Below are 14,550 nucleotides of genomic sequence, written 5' to 3'. Positions count from 1 at the left end.
GTGACGGTCTGCCGGGCAGAGGCGTTCGCCGAAGCCATCGCCTGGTGCACAACTGCCCATCGATGGCGCGGTCCGGGCGCTTGGAGAAGTTGCCCGCCGGCGGCCGTCGCTGTCTGCGGCAACAACGCGTGCGCGCGTGAGCATATTCTCCAGCGCGCGAGCCGAATTCGCGGCAAAGGTGTCACGCCGCCGTCACGGTTCAGGCCTGGCGGCGTGCGGCACCTCCGGTGCCGAGGCAGCTCACCGAAAAGCCTTGGAGTGCGCAAAGATATGTGAAGATCGAGGCGAACGTGACGAGTGGTCGGTGAGGTGCCCCCGCAGTGTCCAGCCGGCCGAAGGCGGTTCTCCATGACAGGTGTGCAACGACTCGAACCGGTGTCCCGCAGTGCGGACGCGGCTGCGATCTACGGTGCGTGGGAACGCTTTGTGCAAGGGGAAGACGATATCCGCGGCGTGCGGCCCGAAGTCGCGATCTCCTGGCATCGCTGCCGCGATCTGTATCGCGTGGACCCGTATCTGTCCGAAGCACCGGCGGCGGTTGCGGAAGTCGCCCACTCGATCGAGCATGATGTCATCTTCACCGAGCTCGGTTTCCGTGCCGCCGCCATGGTCCACGAGGTGGCCAGTTTCGGTGGCATCGTGACCGTCGCCGACGCGACCGGCAGGATCCTGGCCGAGTGGGGTGACAAGACCACCTGCTCCATCGCCGCCGAGGCCAGCCTGGCGCCGTGGTTCTGTTGGTCCGAGAGCGCGGTGGGCACCAACGCCATGGGCACCGCGCTCGGAACGCAGCACCCCGTGGTGATCCGGCGGGAAGAACACTGGTGCCGGGCTTTTCACGACTGGACGTGCGTCGCCGTCGCTGTGCGCGACGTGGTGAACAAGGAACCGATCGCGGTCTTGAACATCTCCTGCTGGCGCAGTGAGCTGCCGGCGTCGGCGCGGGGGTGGCTGTCCAATGCCGCCGCTCACACCCAGAGCGGTCTGCGCATGCGCGCCCGCGACAGTGGAACGCAACTGCTCGCCGCGTACAACCACGCCCGGATGCGGTCCACGGAGCCGCTGGCCGTGGTCGACACCGCGGGCAAGGTGGTGATCGCCGACGACACGGCGAGTGTGCTCCTGGGCGTGCCCGGCAACGCCGCGGCGGTGAATCCGGCGGTGCGGTGGAATCCACGGTTACCCGCGTTCGTCGACGCCGCCCGGTATGCCAGCAAGCAGGCCGGCCAGCACCCGGATTGGGTCGGCAGCACCCAGATCTTCACTCACCTCGCCGACGAGCCGTCGCCGATCCGAATCCGGCCGGTCTTCCAGTACGGCAACCTGATCGGACACCTGATCACCTTCGGAGCTGCCGACGGCGAGGCACTACCGGATACCGAGGTGGGCCCGCATGTTCAAGGCCCGCCGCGCCGAGTGGTGGGCATCCGCGACAGCCGGATGGTGTTGCTGCGGCTGGCGGAGGTCACCCTGGCCGAATCGGACGGCAACGAGGTGTGGCTGTCCACGGATCAGGGCCGGCTGCGGGCAGCCGCGTCGGGCCTGGACAAACTCGACGATGAACTGGCCAACTCGGGATTCATGCGGGTACACCGCCAGTACGTCGTGAACCTCAGCCGTGTCCGGGAGGTCGAACGCCGGGACCGGGGTGAGTTGGTCCTGGTCATGGACGACAGTGCCAACACGGTGGTGCCGGTGTCGCGGCGCAACGCTCGCGGGGTACGGCACGTGCTGGGCGTGTGAGATTCGGAAAGGAGTCCCATGCCTGGGAACCCTGACAGTTACGTCGACAGGACCTACGACCAGACCGTCGTCGCGCTGCGGCGGCGCGGCACTCCGGCCGGTCAGCCCGGCCGGTGGCCCGGCCGCGTAGACCTGAGCATCCTGACCCGCGCCCCTGATCCGTGGGGCGAGGACTTCGACTACGCCAAGGCTTTCGCGGCACTGGATCTCGATGAACTGGCCCGTGACGTGGACCGGGTGCTGACCACCACACAGGACTGGTGGCCCGCCGACTTCGGTCACTACGGACCGCTGGTGCTGCGGATGGCCTGGCATTGCGCCGGCACCTACCGCGTGGGTGACGGACGTGGCGGATCGAGTGCCGGAATGCAGCGGTTTGCGCCGCTGAACAGCTGGCCGGACAACCGGAACCTGGACAAGGCGCGGCGACTCCTTTGGCCGGTCAAGCAGAAACACGGCCGGAAGATCTCCTGGGCCGACCTGATGGTCTTCGCGGGCAACCGCGCACTGGAATCGATGGGGTTCAAGACATTCGGCTTCGCCGGTGGCCGGGTGGACGTCTGGGCGGCCGACGAGACCTACTGGGGTCCCGAGGACACCTGGTGCGCCGACGAACGGCACAGTGGCGTCCGGGATCTCGAGGAACCGCTGGCGGCCGCGGAGATGGGACTGATCTACGTCAATCCCCAGGGCCCGGGCACGTCGCCGGACCCGAGGGCCGCCGCCCGTGACATGCGGCAGACGTTCCGGCGGATGGGACTCGACGACGAGGAGACCGTCGCACTGATCGCGGGTGGCCACACGTTCGGCAAATCGCACGGGGTGGCCGATGCGGGCACCTGGCTCGGTCCCGAGCCCGAGGACGCACCGCTGGAGGCACAAGGCCTGGGCTGGGTGAACCGTTTCGGTACCGGCAACGCCGCCGACACCATCACCAGTGGGCTCGAAGGGATCTGGACACCCACCCCGACGTCGTGGGACAACAGCTTCCTCGAGACCCTGTTCCGCTACCAGTGGGAGGTGGCACTGAGCCCCGCCGGGCTCTGGCAGTGGGTGCCGCGCAACGGTGCCGGGGCCGGGACCGTGCCGGACCCCCACGACCCGGCCAAGACCCATGCCCCGACGATGCTCACCACCGACCTGGCGCTGCAGGAGGACCCGCGCTACGAGGCGATCGCGCGGCGCTTCCTGGAGAACCCGGACCAGCTCGCGGACGCCTTCGCACGCGTCTGGTTCAAGCTAACCCACATCGACATGGGGCCCATCCAGCGCTACCTGGGGCCGCTGGTCCCGTCAGAGCGGCTGATCTGGCAGGACCCGGTGCCGGAGGTCGATCACGAACTCGTCGACGCCCACGACATCGACGTGCTCAAGACGGAGCTCCTCGATTCCGGGCTGTCGGTATCGCAGCTCGTCGGCACGGCGTGGGCGTCGGCCTCGACCTACCGCAACAGCGACAAACGCGGTGGCGCCAACGGCGCCCGCATCCGCCTGGAACCGCAACGCAGCTGGGCGGTCAACGATCCCGACAGCCTGGGCCCCGTGCTCGCCACGCTGGAGGGAATCCAACAGCGCTTCAACAACTCTCAACAGGGTGACCGGAGGGTCTCGCTGGCGGATCTGATCGTCCTCGGCGGCTGCGCAGCGGTCGAGGCGGCCGCCGCCAGAGCCGGTCACCACATCGAGGTCCCGTTCCGGCCGGGACGTACCGACGCCACACAGGAGTGGACCGATGTCGAGTGGTTCGCGGCGCTCGAACCGACCGCGGACGCCTTCCGCAACTACGTCGACGCCCACACCCGGCTGCCGGCAGAACATCTACTCATCGATCGTGCGAGCCAGCTGACCTTGACCGCACGCGAGATGACAGTGCTGATCGGTGGCCTGCGGGTGCTCGGCGCCAACCACGGCCGATCGCCGTTGGGTGTGTTGACCTCGACACCGGGTGAGCTGAACAGTGACTTCTTCGTCAATCTCCTCGACATGAATACCGAATGGGTTCCCCGCACCACCGGCGATTACGACGGTCGCGACCGCCACACCGGCGAGCTCAGGTGGACAGCCAGTCGTGTCGACCTCGTGTTCGGCGCCGACTCCGAGTTGCGCGCGCTGTCGGAGGTCTACGCCTTCCAAGACGCGCGGGAGAAGTTCGTCCGCGACTTCGTGTCCGCGTGGGACAAGGTGATGACTCTCGACCTGTTCGGCCCGGCCTGACCACGAACGGCACGATCCGCCGTGCGAACGGCGCGGTGTGACGCCTCGGCGGTCATGCCTGTACGCCGGGTACGAACCGGAATACAGTACCGGGTGTTGCAGGCCCCACCACGTGCGCGGGCGGCAATCCTGCGCTGCGCCAATAAAATTCGCAGCCCAACCGACAGCGTGACCACAAGGAGGTCAGATCCGATGACGATCGCTCAAGAACACCCTGACCTGTTGCATGAGCTCGGCTTGGACAGGCAGAATCACGCCGCTCTGGGCCGGGTCCTGGGTACCGGTTCCATAGGCCAAGCCACCGAACGTGCCGACGGCATCATGGAAGCCACCATCCGGATCAAAGAGGACGAACTCGTCTGGGATCCAATGATTCTGGTCATGCCCCACGGTGGTGACATCGAGCTCACGGTCATCAACGATGACAAGAACACCCACGCGGCGTTGTTCCCGTGCAACGGTGACAGGAAGTTCATCTGGCTGCTGAATCACTCGAAGGGCAAGGCGAAGCTGAACCTCGATGGTCCTGGTTACTACTGGTACAGCTCACCGGGAGGCAACGACGAGGGACGGGGACTGACCGCCGCCATCGTCGTTCTCGGCGAGGTGCCGCCCGAGGCCCGTCTCGACCGTCCCGATCAGCCGCGTCCCTAGGAAGGAACAACCATGACCGTCGACTACGTGGACGCCGGAGAGGCGATCCAGCAGTCAGCGCTGAGCCCCATCCCCGGATCCGCTCCCGCGGTGGCGACCAGCGTCAACTATGAGCGGCTACTCAACGCTCGTTCGGAGTCGCACAACTGGCTCACCTACTACGGCGCCTATGACGGCCAGCGGTACAGCCTGCTGGACCAGATCAACACCGACAACGTCAAGCGCATCGGGCCCGTCTGGATGTTCCAGGCCGGCGCCTCCGGTCACATGGCAGGCGCTTCGACCTATGCGTTCGAGACGTGCCCGCTTGTCGTGGATGGAGTCATGTACGTCACCGGCTGGGACGGGTGGTTCTGGGCGCTCGACGCGACCTCGGGCCAACAGCTATGGCGCTACAAGCACGCCACACCTTTTGACGTCTCACTCTGTTGCGGGAACGTCAACCGCGGCTGCGCGGTGGCCGACGGCAAGGTGTTCTTCGTGACCCCGAACGCCCACCTGATCGCCTTGGACGCCACGAATGGACACACCATCTGGCAGAAGACGATCGGCGATGTCCGTGCCGGTGAAAGCGCCACGCTCGCACCGCTGGTGGTCAAGAACACCGTCATCACCGGCAGCTCGGGCGGTGAATTCGGGGTGCGTGGGCACATCGACTGCTGGGACCTCAAGACCGGCGAGCACCTTTGGCGCACCTATACCGTGCCGAAGCCGGGTGAGCCGGGCTCGGAGACCTGGCCGGCCGACGGCGAGGCGTGGGCGCGCGGCGGGGCGAACCACTGGGTCACCGGCAGCTTCGACCCCGAGACCAATCTGTACTACGCGGGCACCGGCAATCCGGCTCCTGATTTCGACGGTGCCGTGCGTGAGGGCGACAACCTCTTCACCGACAGCGTGGTCGCACTCGATGTCGACAGCGGTGAGATCAAGTGGCACTACCAGTTCACCCCGCACGACCTGTGGGACTACGACTCCACGATGGAGATGATCCTCTTCGAGCGCGACGGTAAGAAGCTGCTCGCCCACTTCGACAAGAACGGCTACTTCTTCGTGCTGGACCGCACCAACGGCGAGTTGCAGCACGTCACTCCGTTCGTAGACCGGATCGACTGGGGTGTGATCACCCGCGACGGCAAGGTGACCCCGCGTAGGTACCCGGACAAGGAGGGCGAGCCCGTTCATTTCTATCCCGGTCCGGCCGGGGCGAAGGAGTGGACGCACGCGGCATACAGCCCGAGGACCGAAATGTTCTACGTCCCAGTCGCCGACGTCGGCGCCACGGCCACCCGTCGGCGGCGTGAGTTCAAAGAGAGCATCCCGTACTGGGGCGCGGCCGTACAGGTCGACATCGACGACATGGCGGGTTCGGTCAGTGCCTTCGACACACACGGAGAGGAGAAGTGGCGTTGGCGGCTGAAGCACCCGATGGCCGCGTCGGTGCTGGCCACTGCGGGCAACCTGGTGTTCGCGGGCACCCCGACCGGTGAGTTCGCCGCGCTGGATGCGAACACCGGGGAGAAGCTGTGGGAATTCAACTGTGGCAGCGGACATCATGGAAGCTGCTCCACCTACAGCGTCAACGGAAAGCAGTATGTCGTGGTGCCGGTGGGCTGGGGTGGCTGGCTCGAGGGCATCCTCCCCGGAATGCTCGGCGCAGGCCACGGCAGCGCGTTGATCGCCTTCGCCCTCCCCGACTGATCCCACCAACACGAAAGAGAGAGAACAGCAATGGAGCAAGACAGCACTCTGCAGAAGTGGGAGCCGCCCACGGTCACCGAGATCAGGGTGTCCGCCGAGGTGACCGCATACGCGGGCATCTGGCGCGGCGCCGACTAGTCGCTGCGGGCGCGGGGCGGCAGGCCCAGTCGTGTGGGTGCGCGTGTTGGGATCGGCGGCCGGCGGCGGATTTCCACAGTGGAACTGCACCTGCCCTCCGTGTCGTGCGGTGCGGGCCGGCTCCGGGCCGGCCCGACGCCGTTCCCAATCGTCGATCGCGGTCACGTCGGATCGACTGCGTTGGTACCTGTTCAACGCGTCACCGGACATCCAGTCCCAGATCGAGAACTTCGCCGAGCTACATCCCGACGACGGCCGGGTGGTCCGGCTGCAGGCAGTGCTGCTCACCGATGCCGAGTTGGACCACACCCTGGGCCTTCTCCTGATGCGCGAGGGTCGAGGACTGGAGGTGCACGCCACCGAGTCGGTGCACGAGACGCTGATGTCGGGCACCCGAGTGCTCAAGACGCTCGAGGCGTACTGTCCGGTCAAGTGGCAACCGGTACTGCCCGGCGCCGAGGTGTCACTGGGAAACGGGTTGTCCTACCGCGCATTCGACGTTCCCACCGACAAGCCGGTGCGGTTCCCAGGTGCCGCGACGTACGGCCGCGTGGTCGGTTACCGCATCACCGACACCCACACCGGCCGGAGCCTGGTCTACCTGCCGTGCGTACAGCAGCTCACCCCGGCGATCCTCGGGGAACTGACCGGCTGTCACGGCCTCCTGATCGACGGGACCTGCTGGCGTGATGACGAGATGCCCCGGCTCGGGCTGGCCCGCAAGACTTCTCGCGCGATGGGCCACGTGCCGATCGACGGTGTGGGTGGCAGCCTGGAACTGCTGTCGCCGTTGCCCATCCGCCGGAAGGTCTACCTCCACATCAACAACACCAACCCGATCCTGCTCGAGGACTCGCCACAACGACGGATCCTCGACCGGCACGGCATGGAGGTCGCCGTGGACGGCCTCGAGCTGGACATCTGAGGAGCGATGATGACGGCAGTGGCGGCACCCGAGGACTTCGAGGAGGCGCTGCGCGCCCGCGCCGAGCACTACCACCACCAGCATCCCTTCCATCGCCGGATGAACGACGGACAGTCGAGCCGCGAGGAGATCCGCGGCTGGGTGGCCAACCGCTTCTACTACCAGGTGAACATTCCTCGCAAGGATGCGGCGATCCTCAGCAATTGCCCTGACCGCGAGGTCCGACGCCGTTGGGTCCAGCGCATCATCGATCACGACGGGGCGGGCGAGGGGTCGGGTGGGATCGAAGCCTGGCTACACCTCGGCGAGGCCGTCGGCCTGACCCGGGAGGAGATCGAAGACCAGCGACACCTGCTCCCCGGCGTGCGATTCGCCGTCGACGCCTACGTCACCTTCGCGCGGACCCGGCCGTGGGTCGAGGCGGTGGCCTCGTCCTTGACCGAGCTGTTCGCCCCCGACCTGATGGCGGAGCGGCTCGCCGCGTTCGAGCGCCATTACACCTGGATCGATCCCCGCGGGCTCGCTTACTTCCGGTCCCGGCTCGTGCAGGCGCCCCGCGATTCCGAACACGGTCTGCAGGTGGTGCGCACGCACTGCCGCACCCCGCAGACGCAGGCGGCGGCGCTCGAGGCACTGTCGTTCAAGTGCGACGTGCTGTGGAGCATGCTCGACGCGATCGATCAGGCCTATGGCAAGCATTGACGACGCCGCGCGGCCCCGGCTGGCGCCGCACGTCCGGCTGAGGTTCGACGGCACACGCGGACAACACGCGCTGCTCTCGCCCGAGACCGTCTGGGTCATCAACGACACCGGCGCCGCGATCGTCGAGTTGTGCGACGGCCGGCGAACCGTCGGCGAGATCCGGGCCGAGCTGCAGAGCCGGTACGCCGACGTCACCGAGGCGCACATCCACGGGTTCCTGGCCGATCTCATCGCCAAACACGGGTTGGAGGTTTCCTGTGGATAGACCGTTCGCCCTGCTCGCCGAGCTGACCTACGCCTGCCCGCTGCACTGCCCCTACTGCTCGAATCCCCTTGCGCTCGACGAGTTCCGGCAGGAGTTGACCACCGAGGAGTGGCGACGGGTGTTCGCCGAGGCCGCGGCGCTGGGAGTGCTGCAGGTGCACCTCTCCGGCGGCGAGCCCATGCAGCGCCACGACATCGTGGAGTTGGTGCGGTGCGCCAATCAGCTTGGCCTGTACACGAATCTGATCACCAGTGGGCTCGGCTTCTCCGAGCGCCGGGCGGGGCAGTTGCGTGACGCGGGCCTGGAGCACGTCCAGATCAGTATCCAGGCCGACGAGCAGGCGCTGTCCGACCGGATCGCCGGCACCACGTCCTTTCACCGCAAGCTCGCCGCCGCGCGGCTGGTGAAACAACTGGGCTGGCCGCTGACGCTGAACGTGGTGCTGCACCGCCACAACATCGACCGCATCGGGCGAATCCTCGACCTGGCAGAAGAGTTGGGGGCCAACCGGATCGAGCTCGCCAACACGCAGTACTACGGCTGGGCGGGACGCAATCGTACTGCACTGCTGCCGAGCTGGGACCAGCTGGAACGTGCGCGCGCGGTCGTCGGGGCAGCGCGGGAACGGGTGGGCGACCGGATGGAGGTCATCTACGTCATCCCGGATTACTACAGCCGGTACCCCAAACCGTGTATGGACGGCTGGGCCCGCCGTCAGCTCACGGTGGTGCCCAATGGGGATGCGCTGCCGTGCCCGGCCGCCCAGGAACTCACCCGAAGCCGCCACCTGCCTCGCGCCAGCGTGCGCGAGCATCCGCTCGACTGGATCTGGACCGAATCACCGTTGTTCACCCGGTTCCGCGGTGACGGGTGGATGCCGGAGCCGTGCCGCAGTTGCGACCGCAAGGGCATCGACTTCGGTGGATGTCGTTGTCAGGCTTTTGCGCTCACCGGCGATGCCGCGCGCACCGATCCGGTCTGTCACCTCTCCACCGACCACGGGCTCATCACCGCGGCGGTGGCTGCGGCCAACGACGCGACGGGGCACCCCGGTGAACTTATTCCGCGGCCGCACCCGCACCGTATTAGGTCTTTGGAGGTGGGAGCGTGAATTCACTTCTCGCGCTGATCCCGGTTGCGTTCGTCCTGAGCCTGGACAACTTCCAGTCCTCCCTCGGACTGGGTACCACGAAGCCGCCATGGCGACGAATCATCCAGGCCGCCTTGGTGTTCAGTGCGTGCGATGCACTGGCACCGTTGATCGGTGTCTGGGTCGGCAACGTCGTGGGCGACTACATCGGGGAGGTGGCGGAGTACGCCGGGGCCGCCGCCCTGGGTGCTTACGCCCTCTACCTGGTGGTGCACGCCATGCGCACGGAGGAGTCCGGTGAACTGGACCACCCGCTGGCCATTCTGGGGCTGCCCCTGCCGTTGAGCCTCGACAACCTGTTCGCGGGCGCGAGCCTGGGTGTGGTGGGTGCCTCGCCGGTGACGGTGGCCGTGGTCTGCGGGTGCGCCACGTTGATCATGTCGATGGTGGGACTGGCCGCGGGCCGGGTGATGGCCAGCACCGTGCGGATCCGCACGGACCTGTTCGGCGGCCTGGTGCTGTTGGGGATGGCAGTGCTGATGGTGGTCCGCGCATGACCGAGGGCTCGGACCTCGACGACGCCCGGCCGCCGTGTTATCACTGCGGCGAGTCTTACCCGGCGGTCGACACCGCGCGCCACACCGAACCGGTCAGCTGCGACTGCCCGCGCTGCAGCGCGATGCCCGCGTGCTTCACGTGCCGAAACATGTACTGCGCCTGCGGAGTGCACCAATACTGAGACAGAGACCACCCAGACCTCGGCTTCCCCTCCGTGGGCGCCATCACCGCCACACGTCACCGACATGAGCCGGTTCGGCGGTTCCGGAGGTGAGCTGACACAGCGCCGCTTCGAGTTTCGACCCCTCGGCACAGACAACGGTGATCTCCGCCTGACCCCCGTACCGGACATCGGCCACTTCGAATCCGCGTCCTCGAAGTTCCGCTTCCACCAGGCCGGCTGTTGCGTGGTCAACAGCGATGCGGAATACCTGCGACCGCACCCGCGGCCGCAGGACCGCGCCTTCCAGCGCCGAGTTGACAGCCCCGGAGTATGCCCGCGCCAGCCCGCCGGTACCGAGTTTGATTCCCCCGTAGTACCGCGACACCACGGCGACGACGTTGAGAAGGTCCCGGCCCTTCAAGGCATTCAGAATCGGCGGACCCGCTGTCCCGCCCGGCTCGCCGTCGTCGCTGTACCGCTCGACCCGACTCTCGGGCTCGTCGCCGATGATGTAGGCGAAACAGTGATGCCCGGCGTCGCGATCTGTCTCCCGGGCGAGAGCCAGGAACTCGTCAGCCGCCGTCGTGTCATCGACGTAGCGCAGCCGAGCGACGAAGCGCGACTTCTTGATGATCTCCTCCGCGTGCGGCCTGGCCCCAGGGTCCAGCGCGACTGGCATGCCCGAGAGTGTAAGAGCCGCCGATGTCGAGCGGCACGCTGCGCATAACCACGCCGCCGGACCCCGGCCCGCGTAGCTTCGGGGGTATGGCCCTCTCACCGGACATCGTCGGCCTGACCTACACGTACCCCGACTACTACGAGGTGGGCCGCGACCAGGTCCGTGAGTACGCAAAAGCCGTCAAGAACGACGACGCCGCCTACTTCGACGCCGACGCCGCTCGCGCGCTGGGGCACGACGCGATCCTGGCGCCTCTCACGTTCATCGCGATCTTCGGGTTGAAGGCGCAGATGGCCTTCTTCGAACACGCCAACATTCCGATCACGGAGGAGAAGCTGGTCCAGGTCGAGCAGGGCCTGACGATTCACCGGCCGATCAAGGCCGGTGACAGGTTGTACTGCCACATCCGGCTCGACTCGCTTCGGCAGGCCTTCGGGGCGGATGTGCTGACCATCCGAAGCCGGATCACGAACCAGCAAGGCGAAACGGTGCAGGAGGACTACACCATGATGGCCGGGCGCACCGAGGAGGCCGACGCGCAGGCCTGACGCGGATCGGCGAGGCGTCTGTCGGACGTCACTGCGCCGTGTCGCTGGTGCGCAGCGACTGCAAGAACTCGCGGGCCAACGCATGCACCTTGATGTTGCGGTGCTGAGACTGGGTGACCAGCTGCTGAAAGGCCTCGTCCTCGGAGTAGCCGTGGATGGCGCGCAACGCGCCTTTGGCCTGATCGATGTCCGCACGAGAGATCAGGGCGCGGGAGAGTTGGTCGACTTCGGCGCGCAGCGCCTGCCAGCGGCGCGCTTGGGTGATGGCCTGACCCGCAGTCGTGGTGTAGAGCCCGACGAGCCGCTCGTCGAACGGGTCGAATGCGGTGGCGGAATGGCTGTAGATGTTCAGCGATCCGACCAGCTCGGGTTGCCGGCCGACTTGTTCCACGATCAACGGCACGCTGAGACTGGCGTTGATCCCGGCGGCGCTGGCGGCCGCGTGGAAGTCGGGGTAACGATCGGGCTCCAGGGTGTCGAGGCGAAGCCGCACCGGCTGCTGGGTCTCGGCAGCATCCAGACACGGTCCGTAGCCGCTGCCGTACTGGGCGCGGTCGAGATGCAGGCTGTCCTCGGTGGTGAACGCCGCGGTGCGCGGCGCCGGGTCGTCGAGCACGCTGATGGACACGGCGTCGGCATCGGGTATGGCCTCGGCAGCGAGTCGGGCGACTTGATCGAGCGCTACGTCGAGGGGTTCGGCGGCGTCGAGCACGGAGTTCAGCGAGGCGATGGCCTCGGAGATGCTGTCCAACCGGTCCAACTCGTCGGGGCGACCCTCCCGAAGGTCCATTTCTGCCTCCTGACCTGGCTCGATGTCTGCACGTACCCGCGTAACGGAGATCGTAGCCTCCGCCGGAACGCCGAGACGCGGGAAGTCGGTTGTGTACAGGTCTGGGGCGTCCCCGGCAGCCGCCGTCCTGACTGCCGGGGACTGAGCAGTGTGAGCGGTCCGGACCGCCACAGTGCCTGCACGTTTGCTACCCGCCACGGCCCGCTTTACACGGGCCTGGGGCGGGTTGGCATCTGATGCCGAGAGCAACTCCTCGTGCTGCCGGCCGTGCTGTCGCGGATCACGTTGTCACAGAGCAGGTTTGCGCTGCTGGTGCCACCTTTCCAAGGTGCCTGACGGACGCGTTTCGCCCGCGTCAAATCGATCGGCCATGCGGGGTACTATCCATCAAGCGCAAAAATCGTTCGGGTTCAGCTCCAGCCTCACACGTCGCGTCTACATCTGGGTTGCGGGGATTAGTGGGGTTTGAGTGGCTTCGGACAGTTCGTTCACGCTGCACCGTGCCGACGGTGCGACTGTGGTGGCATGCACCGGTGACGTCGACATCCTGACCGCCCCAGGATTGCAACGCCGAGTCGATGAGGCGCTGGCTCAACGACCCGCCGCCCTGATCATCGACCTGACCGAGGTGACGTTCTTCGCCTCGAACGGCATGCAGATCCTGGTCGAAACCCAGCTGGCTCTCGGTTCGGCGGGGCGGTTCGTGGTGGTCGCCGACGGACCGGTGACCCGTCGACCCATGGAGATCGTGGGTTTGGGTGAGGTGCTGGATTTCGCGCCGACGGTGACGGCGGCGTTGGAACGCCTGGGTTGACGCTCTGCGCTGCGAGGTCTACCTCCGCAGTGGCGGGGGCACGTCGAACGCCATGGATACCGTCGTTCCGCTCGGGCCGGTGCTCAGCTCGAATCGCGTGCTCATCGCCCGCATCAGCGGCATACCGCGCCCGCGGTTGCGTTCTTGGATCAGCTCGGCTTTCCAGTGGCCGTGGTCGTCGATGGTGATGCAGACGGCGTTGCCCTCGCGTTGGGCTGACACCCGCACGATTCCGGGGTCCTGGTTGCGGTAGGCGTGTTCGATGCTGTTGCTGCACGCCTCGACGACCACCAGGAGGATGTCAGCGGCCAGTTGTTCGCTGACTCCGATACCGTCGAGCCACTCGGTCACGGTGTGCCGCACGTATGCCAGATGCTGTGCCTGCGCCGGGAATTCGAACTCCAGGGGCAGTGTCGCCGGCGGAGACGGCGATAGCGCGAACAGTCCGCCGGCGTCTCGCTCGGGGGCGGTCATCGGCGACAGCGGACGTGAGGCACAGCGGGCAGATACCCACTTCGCACCGAAAGTATGCAGAGCGCGCAACCATCAGGTCGAGGACGCTGGGTGGAGGGTCGGCCGGTAGATCAGCTCCTGGATGTGATCGTCGAGTGTGCGGTGTTCGAGGAGTTCGAGGTCGAAGTCCGCCGCACCCGCGAAGATGGGGCTGTCCCCGGTCTGGCCGGTGATGACGGGGAAGATCGTCACCTGTAGCTGATCTACCAGGCCGGCGGCCATCAAGGCCCGGTTCATCGCCAGGCTTCCATGCGAGCGCAACGGCACGTCGGACTCGGCTTTGAGGCGGGCCACGACGTCTGCCGCGTCGCCACCGATCACCGTGGCCTCCGGCCAGTCCAGCGGCCCTTGCAAGGTCGTCGAGACCACCGTCGCGGGCATGTTCCGCATGCGGGAGACCCATGGGTCGTGCACCTCGGACTCCTCGGTGCTCGACGCCAGCATGTCGATGAACTCACGAATGGTGTTCGCTCCGAACACCATTCGCTGCTCGGTGCTGTACAGCTCGAGACGGCGGGCGAGTAGCTCGGGACCCTGCTTGCCCCAGTAACCGCCCCAGTCGCCTCCGCTGATGCTGCCGTAGCCGTCGAGGCTGGAGAAGACGTCGAAGGTATAGCTGGCCGTCATGTTCTTTCCTCCCGTCGAGGTGACGCTGTCGGAAGTACAGACCCGGGCACATCGGCGAACTCATCGCCGCAGGCGGCCTCGGGGCGCGGGATGCGCTGGATCACCATGGCAGGTGGAATCAACCCGTCCGGCCTCCTGTTTCACCAAGTATTGCGGGACTTTTGCCCGTGACTGAGGTGAAGAGGGAAGAGGCGAGATCGATGAAGAAGATCGGATTGATGGGAGTCATCGCCGGCGCGTTCTCCGCAGCCGTGATCGGCTTCGCGGGACCGGCGCAGGCCGACGATCACGACAACGGATACAGCGGGCGGGACCGTGATTCCAGCTACTACGACGGAGACGGCAACAACCCCTGGCGGGACCTTCTGGTTCCGAATGTCAAGGTGCCGCACGTCGACACGAGTGTGCGCAACTGAGCGGTGTGAAGCC

The 14,550-nt window shown here is 66.7% G+C and carries 17 protein-coding genes; 13 read left to right on the top strand and 4 right to left on the bottom strand.

What is annotated here, in order from left to right; translation table 11 throughout:
- Nucleotides 1–348: 348 nt before the first annotated feature.
- From NL241_RS33220 to NL241_RS33175, 10 genes are all read left to right on the top strand, one after another.
- Entirely contained in the window at nucleotides 349–1,743 is a 1,395-nt protein-coding gene (locus NL241_RS33220) for a DNA-binding protein (protein ID WP_487689968.1), read from the top strand.
- 18 nt (nucleotides 1,744–1,761) lie between these two features.
- Entirely contained in the window at nucleotides 1,762–3,957 is a 2,196-nt protein-coding gene (gene katG / locus NL241_RS33215; RefSeq protein WP_494396246.1) for a catalase/peroxidase HPI, read from the top strand.
- Between the two features lie 192 nt (nucleotides 3,958–4,149).
- On the top strand, nucleotides 4,150–4,611 hold the full coding sequence (locus NL241_RS33210) for an MSMEG_3727 family PQQ-associated protein (protein WP_487689973.1): 462 nt from the start codon (nucleotides 4,150–4,152) through the stop codon (nucleotides 4,609–4,611).
- A 12-nt stretch (nucleotides 4,612–4,623) separates the two neighbouring features.
- Nucleotides 4,624–6,309 (top strand): PQQ-dependent dehydrogenase, methanol/ethanol family, encoded by a 1,686-nt coding sequence (locus NL241_RS33205; RefSeq protein WP_487689975.1) that lies wholly within the window; start codon nucleotides 4,624–4,626, stop codon nucleotides 6,307–6,309.
- A gap of 30 nt (nucleotides 6,310–6,339) precedes the next feature.
- Nucleotides 6,340–6,447 (top strand): pyrroloquinoline quinone precursor peptide PqqA, encoded by a 108-nt coding sequence (pqqA, locus tag NL241_RS33200; protein ID WP_487689978.1) that lies wholly within the window; start codon nucleotides 6,340–6,342, stop codon nucleotides 6,445–6,447.
- Between the two features lie 31 nt (nucleotides 6,448–6,478).
- A complete protein-coding gene (gene pqqB / locus NL241_RS33195; RefSeq protein WP_494396245.1) occupies nucleotides 6,479–7,372 on the top strand; it encodes a pyrroloquinoline quinone biosynthesis protein PqqB in 894 nt (297 codons plus the stop codon).
- Between the two features lie 9 nt (nucleotides 7,373–7,381).
- The gene (gene pqqC, locus NL241_RS33190; RefSeq protein WP_494396244.1) at nucleotides 7,382–8,074 is read left to right on the top strand and encodes a pyrroloquinoline-quinone synthase PqqC; all 693 of its coding nucleotides are present in this window, start codon (nucleotides 7,382–7,384) and stop codon (nucleotides 8,072–8,074) included.
- The gene (gene pqqD / locus NL241_RS33185) at nucleotides 8,061–8,339 is read left to right on the top strand and encodes a pyrroloquinoline quinone biosynthesis peptide chaperone PqqD (protein ID WP_487689984.1); all 279 of its coding nucleotides are present in this window, start codon (nucleotides 8,061–8,063) and stop codon (nucleotides 8,337–8,339) included. The genes pqqC and pqqD overlap by 14 nt, the downstream gene beginning before the upstream one ends.
- A complete protein-coding gene (gene pqqE, locus NL241_RS33180) occupies nucleotides 8,332–9,450 on the top strand; it encodes a pyrroloquinoline quinone biosynthesis protein PqqE (protein ID WP_494396243.1) in 1,119 nt (372 codons plus the stop codon). Before pqqD ends, pqqE begins: the two co-directional genes overlap by 8 nt.
- Nucleotides 9,447–9,986, top strand: coding sequence for a manganese efflux pump MntP (locus NL241_RS33175; protein WP_487689990.1), 540 nt, complete (start codon nucleotides 9,447–9,449; stop codon nucleotides 9,984–9,986). Before pqqE ends, NL241_RS33175 begins: the two co-directional genes overlap by 4 nt.
- A gap of 225 nt (nucleotides 9,987–10,211) precedes the next feature.
- Here the strand turns inward: NL241_RS33175 and NL241_RS33170 are convergent, their stop codons facing one another.
- A complete protein-coding gene (locus NL241_RS33170) occupies nucleotides 10,212–10,829 on the bottom strand; it encodes an IMPACT family protein (RefSeq protein ID WP_494396242.1) in 618 nt (205 codons plus the stop codon).
- 86 nt (nucleotides 10,830–10,915) lie between these two features.
- Here NL241_RS33170 and hadA point away from each other — a divergent pair, with 86 nt between their 5' ends.
- Nucleotides 10,916–11,377 (top strand): (3R)-hydroxyacyl-ACP dehydratase subunit HadA, encoded by a 462-nt coding sequence (gene hadA / locus NL241_RS33165; RefSeq protein WP_494396241.1) that lies wholly within the window; start codon nucleotides 10,916–10,918, stop codon nucleotides 11,375–11,377.
- A 28-nt stretch (nucleotides 11,378–11,405) separates the two neighbouring features.
- Here the strand turns inward: hadA and NL241_RS33160 are convergent, their stop codons facing one another.
- On the bottom strand, nucleotides 11,406–12,167 hold the full coding sequence (locus tag NL241_RS33160; RefSeq protein ID WP_487689997.1) for an ANTAR domain-containing response regulator: 762 nt from the start codon (nucleotides 12,165–12,167) through the stop codon (nucleotides 11,406–11,408).
- Nucleotides 12,168–12,636: 469 nt separating this feature from the next.
- Between NL241_RS33160 and NL241_RS33155 the strand changes: the two genes are divergently transcribed.
- The gene (locus NL241_RS33155; RefSeq protein ID WP_487690000.1) at nucleotides 12,637–12,981 is read left to right on the top strand and encodes an STAS domain-containing protein; all 345 of its coding nucleotides are present in this window, start codon (nucleotides 12,637–12,639) and stop codon (nucleotides 12,979–12,981) included.
- Between the two features lie 18 nt (nucleotides 12,982–12,999).
- Here the strand turns inward: NL241_RS33155 and NL241_RS33150 are convergent, their stop codons facing one another.
- Nucleotides 13,000–13,455 (bottom strand): ATP-binding protein, encoded by a 456-nt coding sequence (locus tag NL241_RS33150; protein WP_487690003.1) that lies wholly within the window; start codon nucleotides 13,453–13,455, stop codon nucleotides 13,000–13,002.
- Between the two features lie 72 nt (nucleotides 13,456–13,527).
- Complete coding sequence (locus tag NL241_RS33145) at nucleotides 13,528–14,121, bottom strand: dihydrofolate reductase family protein (RefSeq protein WP_487690006.1); 594 nt, start codon at nucleotides 14,119–14,121, stop codon at nucleotides 13,528–13,530.
- A 200-nt stretch (nucleotides 14,122–14,321) separates the two neighbouring features.
- Between NL241_RS33145 and NL241_RS33140 the strand changes: the two genes are divergently transcribed.
- Nucleotides 14,322–14,537 carry a hypothetical protein gene (locus tag NL241_RS33140; protein WP_494396240.1) on the top strand — a complete coding sequence of 72 codons (216 nt, stop codon included), beginning with the start codon at nucleotides 14,322–14,324 and terminating at the stop codon, nucleotides 14,535–14,537.
- Nucleotides 14,538–14,550: the final 13 nt, after the last annotated feature.

Source organism: Mycolicibacterium sp. SMGY-1XX, assembly GCF_059132455.1.
This window is presented reverse-complemented; position numbering and strand designations above follow the sequence as displayed.

What these genes read in the sequence shown, in the direction of transcription:
- NL241_RS33150 (WP_487690003.1), bottom strand. Translation starts at nt 13,455, where the DNA reads ATGACCGCCCCCGAGCGAGACGCCGGCGGACTGTTCGCGCTATCGCCG.
- NL241_RS33145 (WP_487690006.1), bottom strand. Translation starts at nt 14,121, where the DNA reads ATGACGGCCAGCTATACCTTCGACGTCTTCTCCAGCCTCGACGGCTAC.
- hadA (WP_494396241.1), top strand. Translation starts at nt 10,916, where the DNA reads ATGGCCCTCTCACCGGACATCGTCGGCCTGACCTACACGTACCCCGAC.
- pqqA (WP_487689978.1), top strand. Translation starts at nt 6,340, where the DNA reads ATGGAGCAAGACAGCACTCTGCAGAAGTGGGAGCCGCCCACGGTCACC.
- pqqC (WP_494396244.1), top strand. Translation starts at nt 7,382, where the DNA reads ATGACGGCAGTGGCGGCACCCGAGGACTTCGAGGAGGCGCTGCGCGCC.
- NL241_RS33170 (WP_494396242.1), bottom strand. Translation starts at nt 10,829, where the DNA reads ATGCCAGTCGCGCTGGACCCTGGGGCCAGGCCGCACGCGGAGGAGATC.
- NL241_RS33220 (WP_487689968.1), top strand. Translation starts at nt 349, where the DNA reads ATGACAGGTGTGCAACGACTCGAACCGGTGTCCCGCAGTGCGGACGCG.
- NL241_RS33210 (WP_487689973.1), top strand. Translation starts at nt 4,150, where the DNA reads ATGACGATCGCTCAAGAACACCCTGACCTGTTGCATGAGCTCGGCTTG.
- pqqD (WP_487689984.1), top strand. Translation starts at nt 8,061, where the DNA reads ATGGCAAGCATTGACGACGCCGCGCGGCCCCGGCTGGCGCCGCACGTC.
- NL241_RS33160 (WP_487689997.1), bottom strand. Translation starts at nt 12,167, where the DNA reads ATGGACCTTCGGGAGGGTCGCCCCGACGAGTTGGACCGGTTGGACAGC.
- NL241_RS33205 (WP_487689975.1), top strand. Translation starts at nt 4,624, where the DNA reads ATGACCGTCGACTACGTGGACGCCGGAGAGGCGATCCAGCAGTCAGCG.
- katG (WP_494396246.1), top strand. Translation starts at nt 1,762, where the DNA reads ATGCCTGGGAACCCTGACAGTTACGTCGACAGGACCTACGACCAGACC.
- NL241_RS33140 (WP_494396240.1), top strand. Translation starts at nt 14,322, where the DNA reads ATGAAGAAGATCGGATTGATGGGAGTCATCGCCGGCGCGTTCTCCGCA.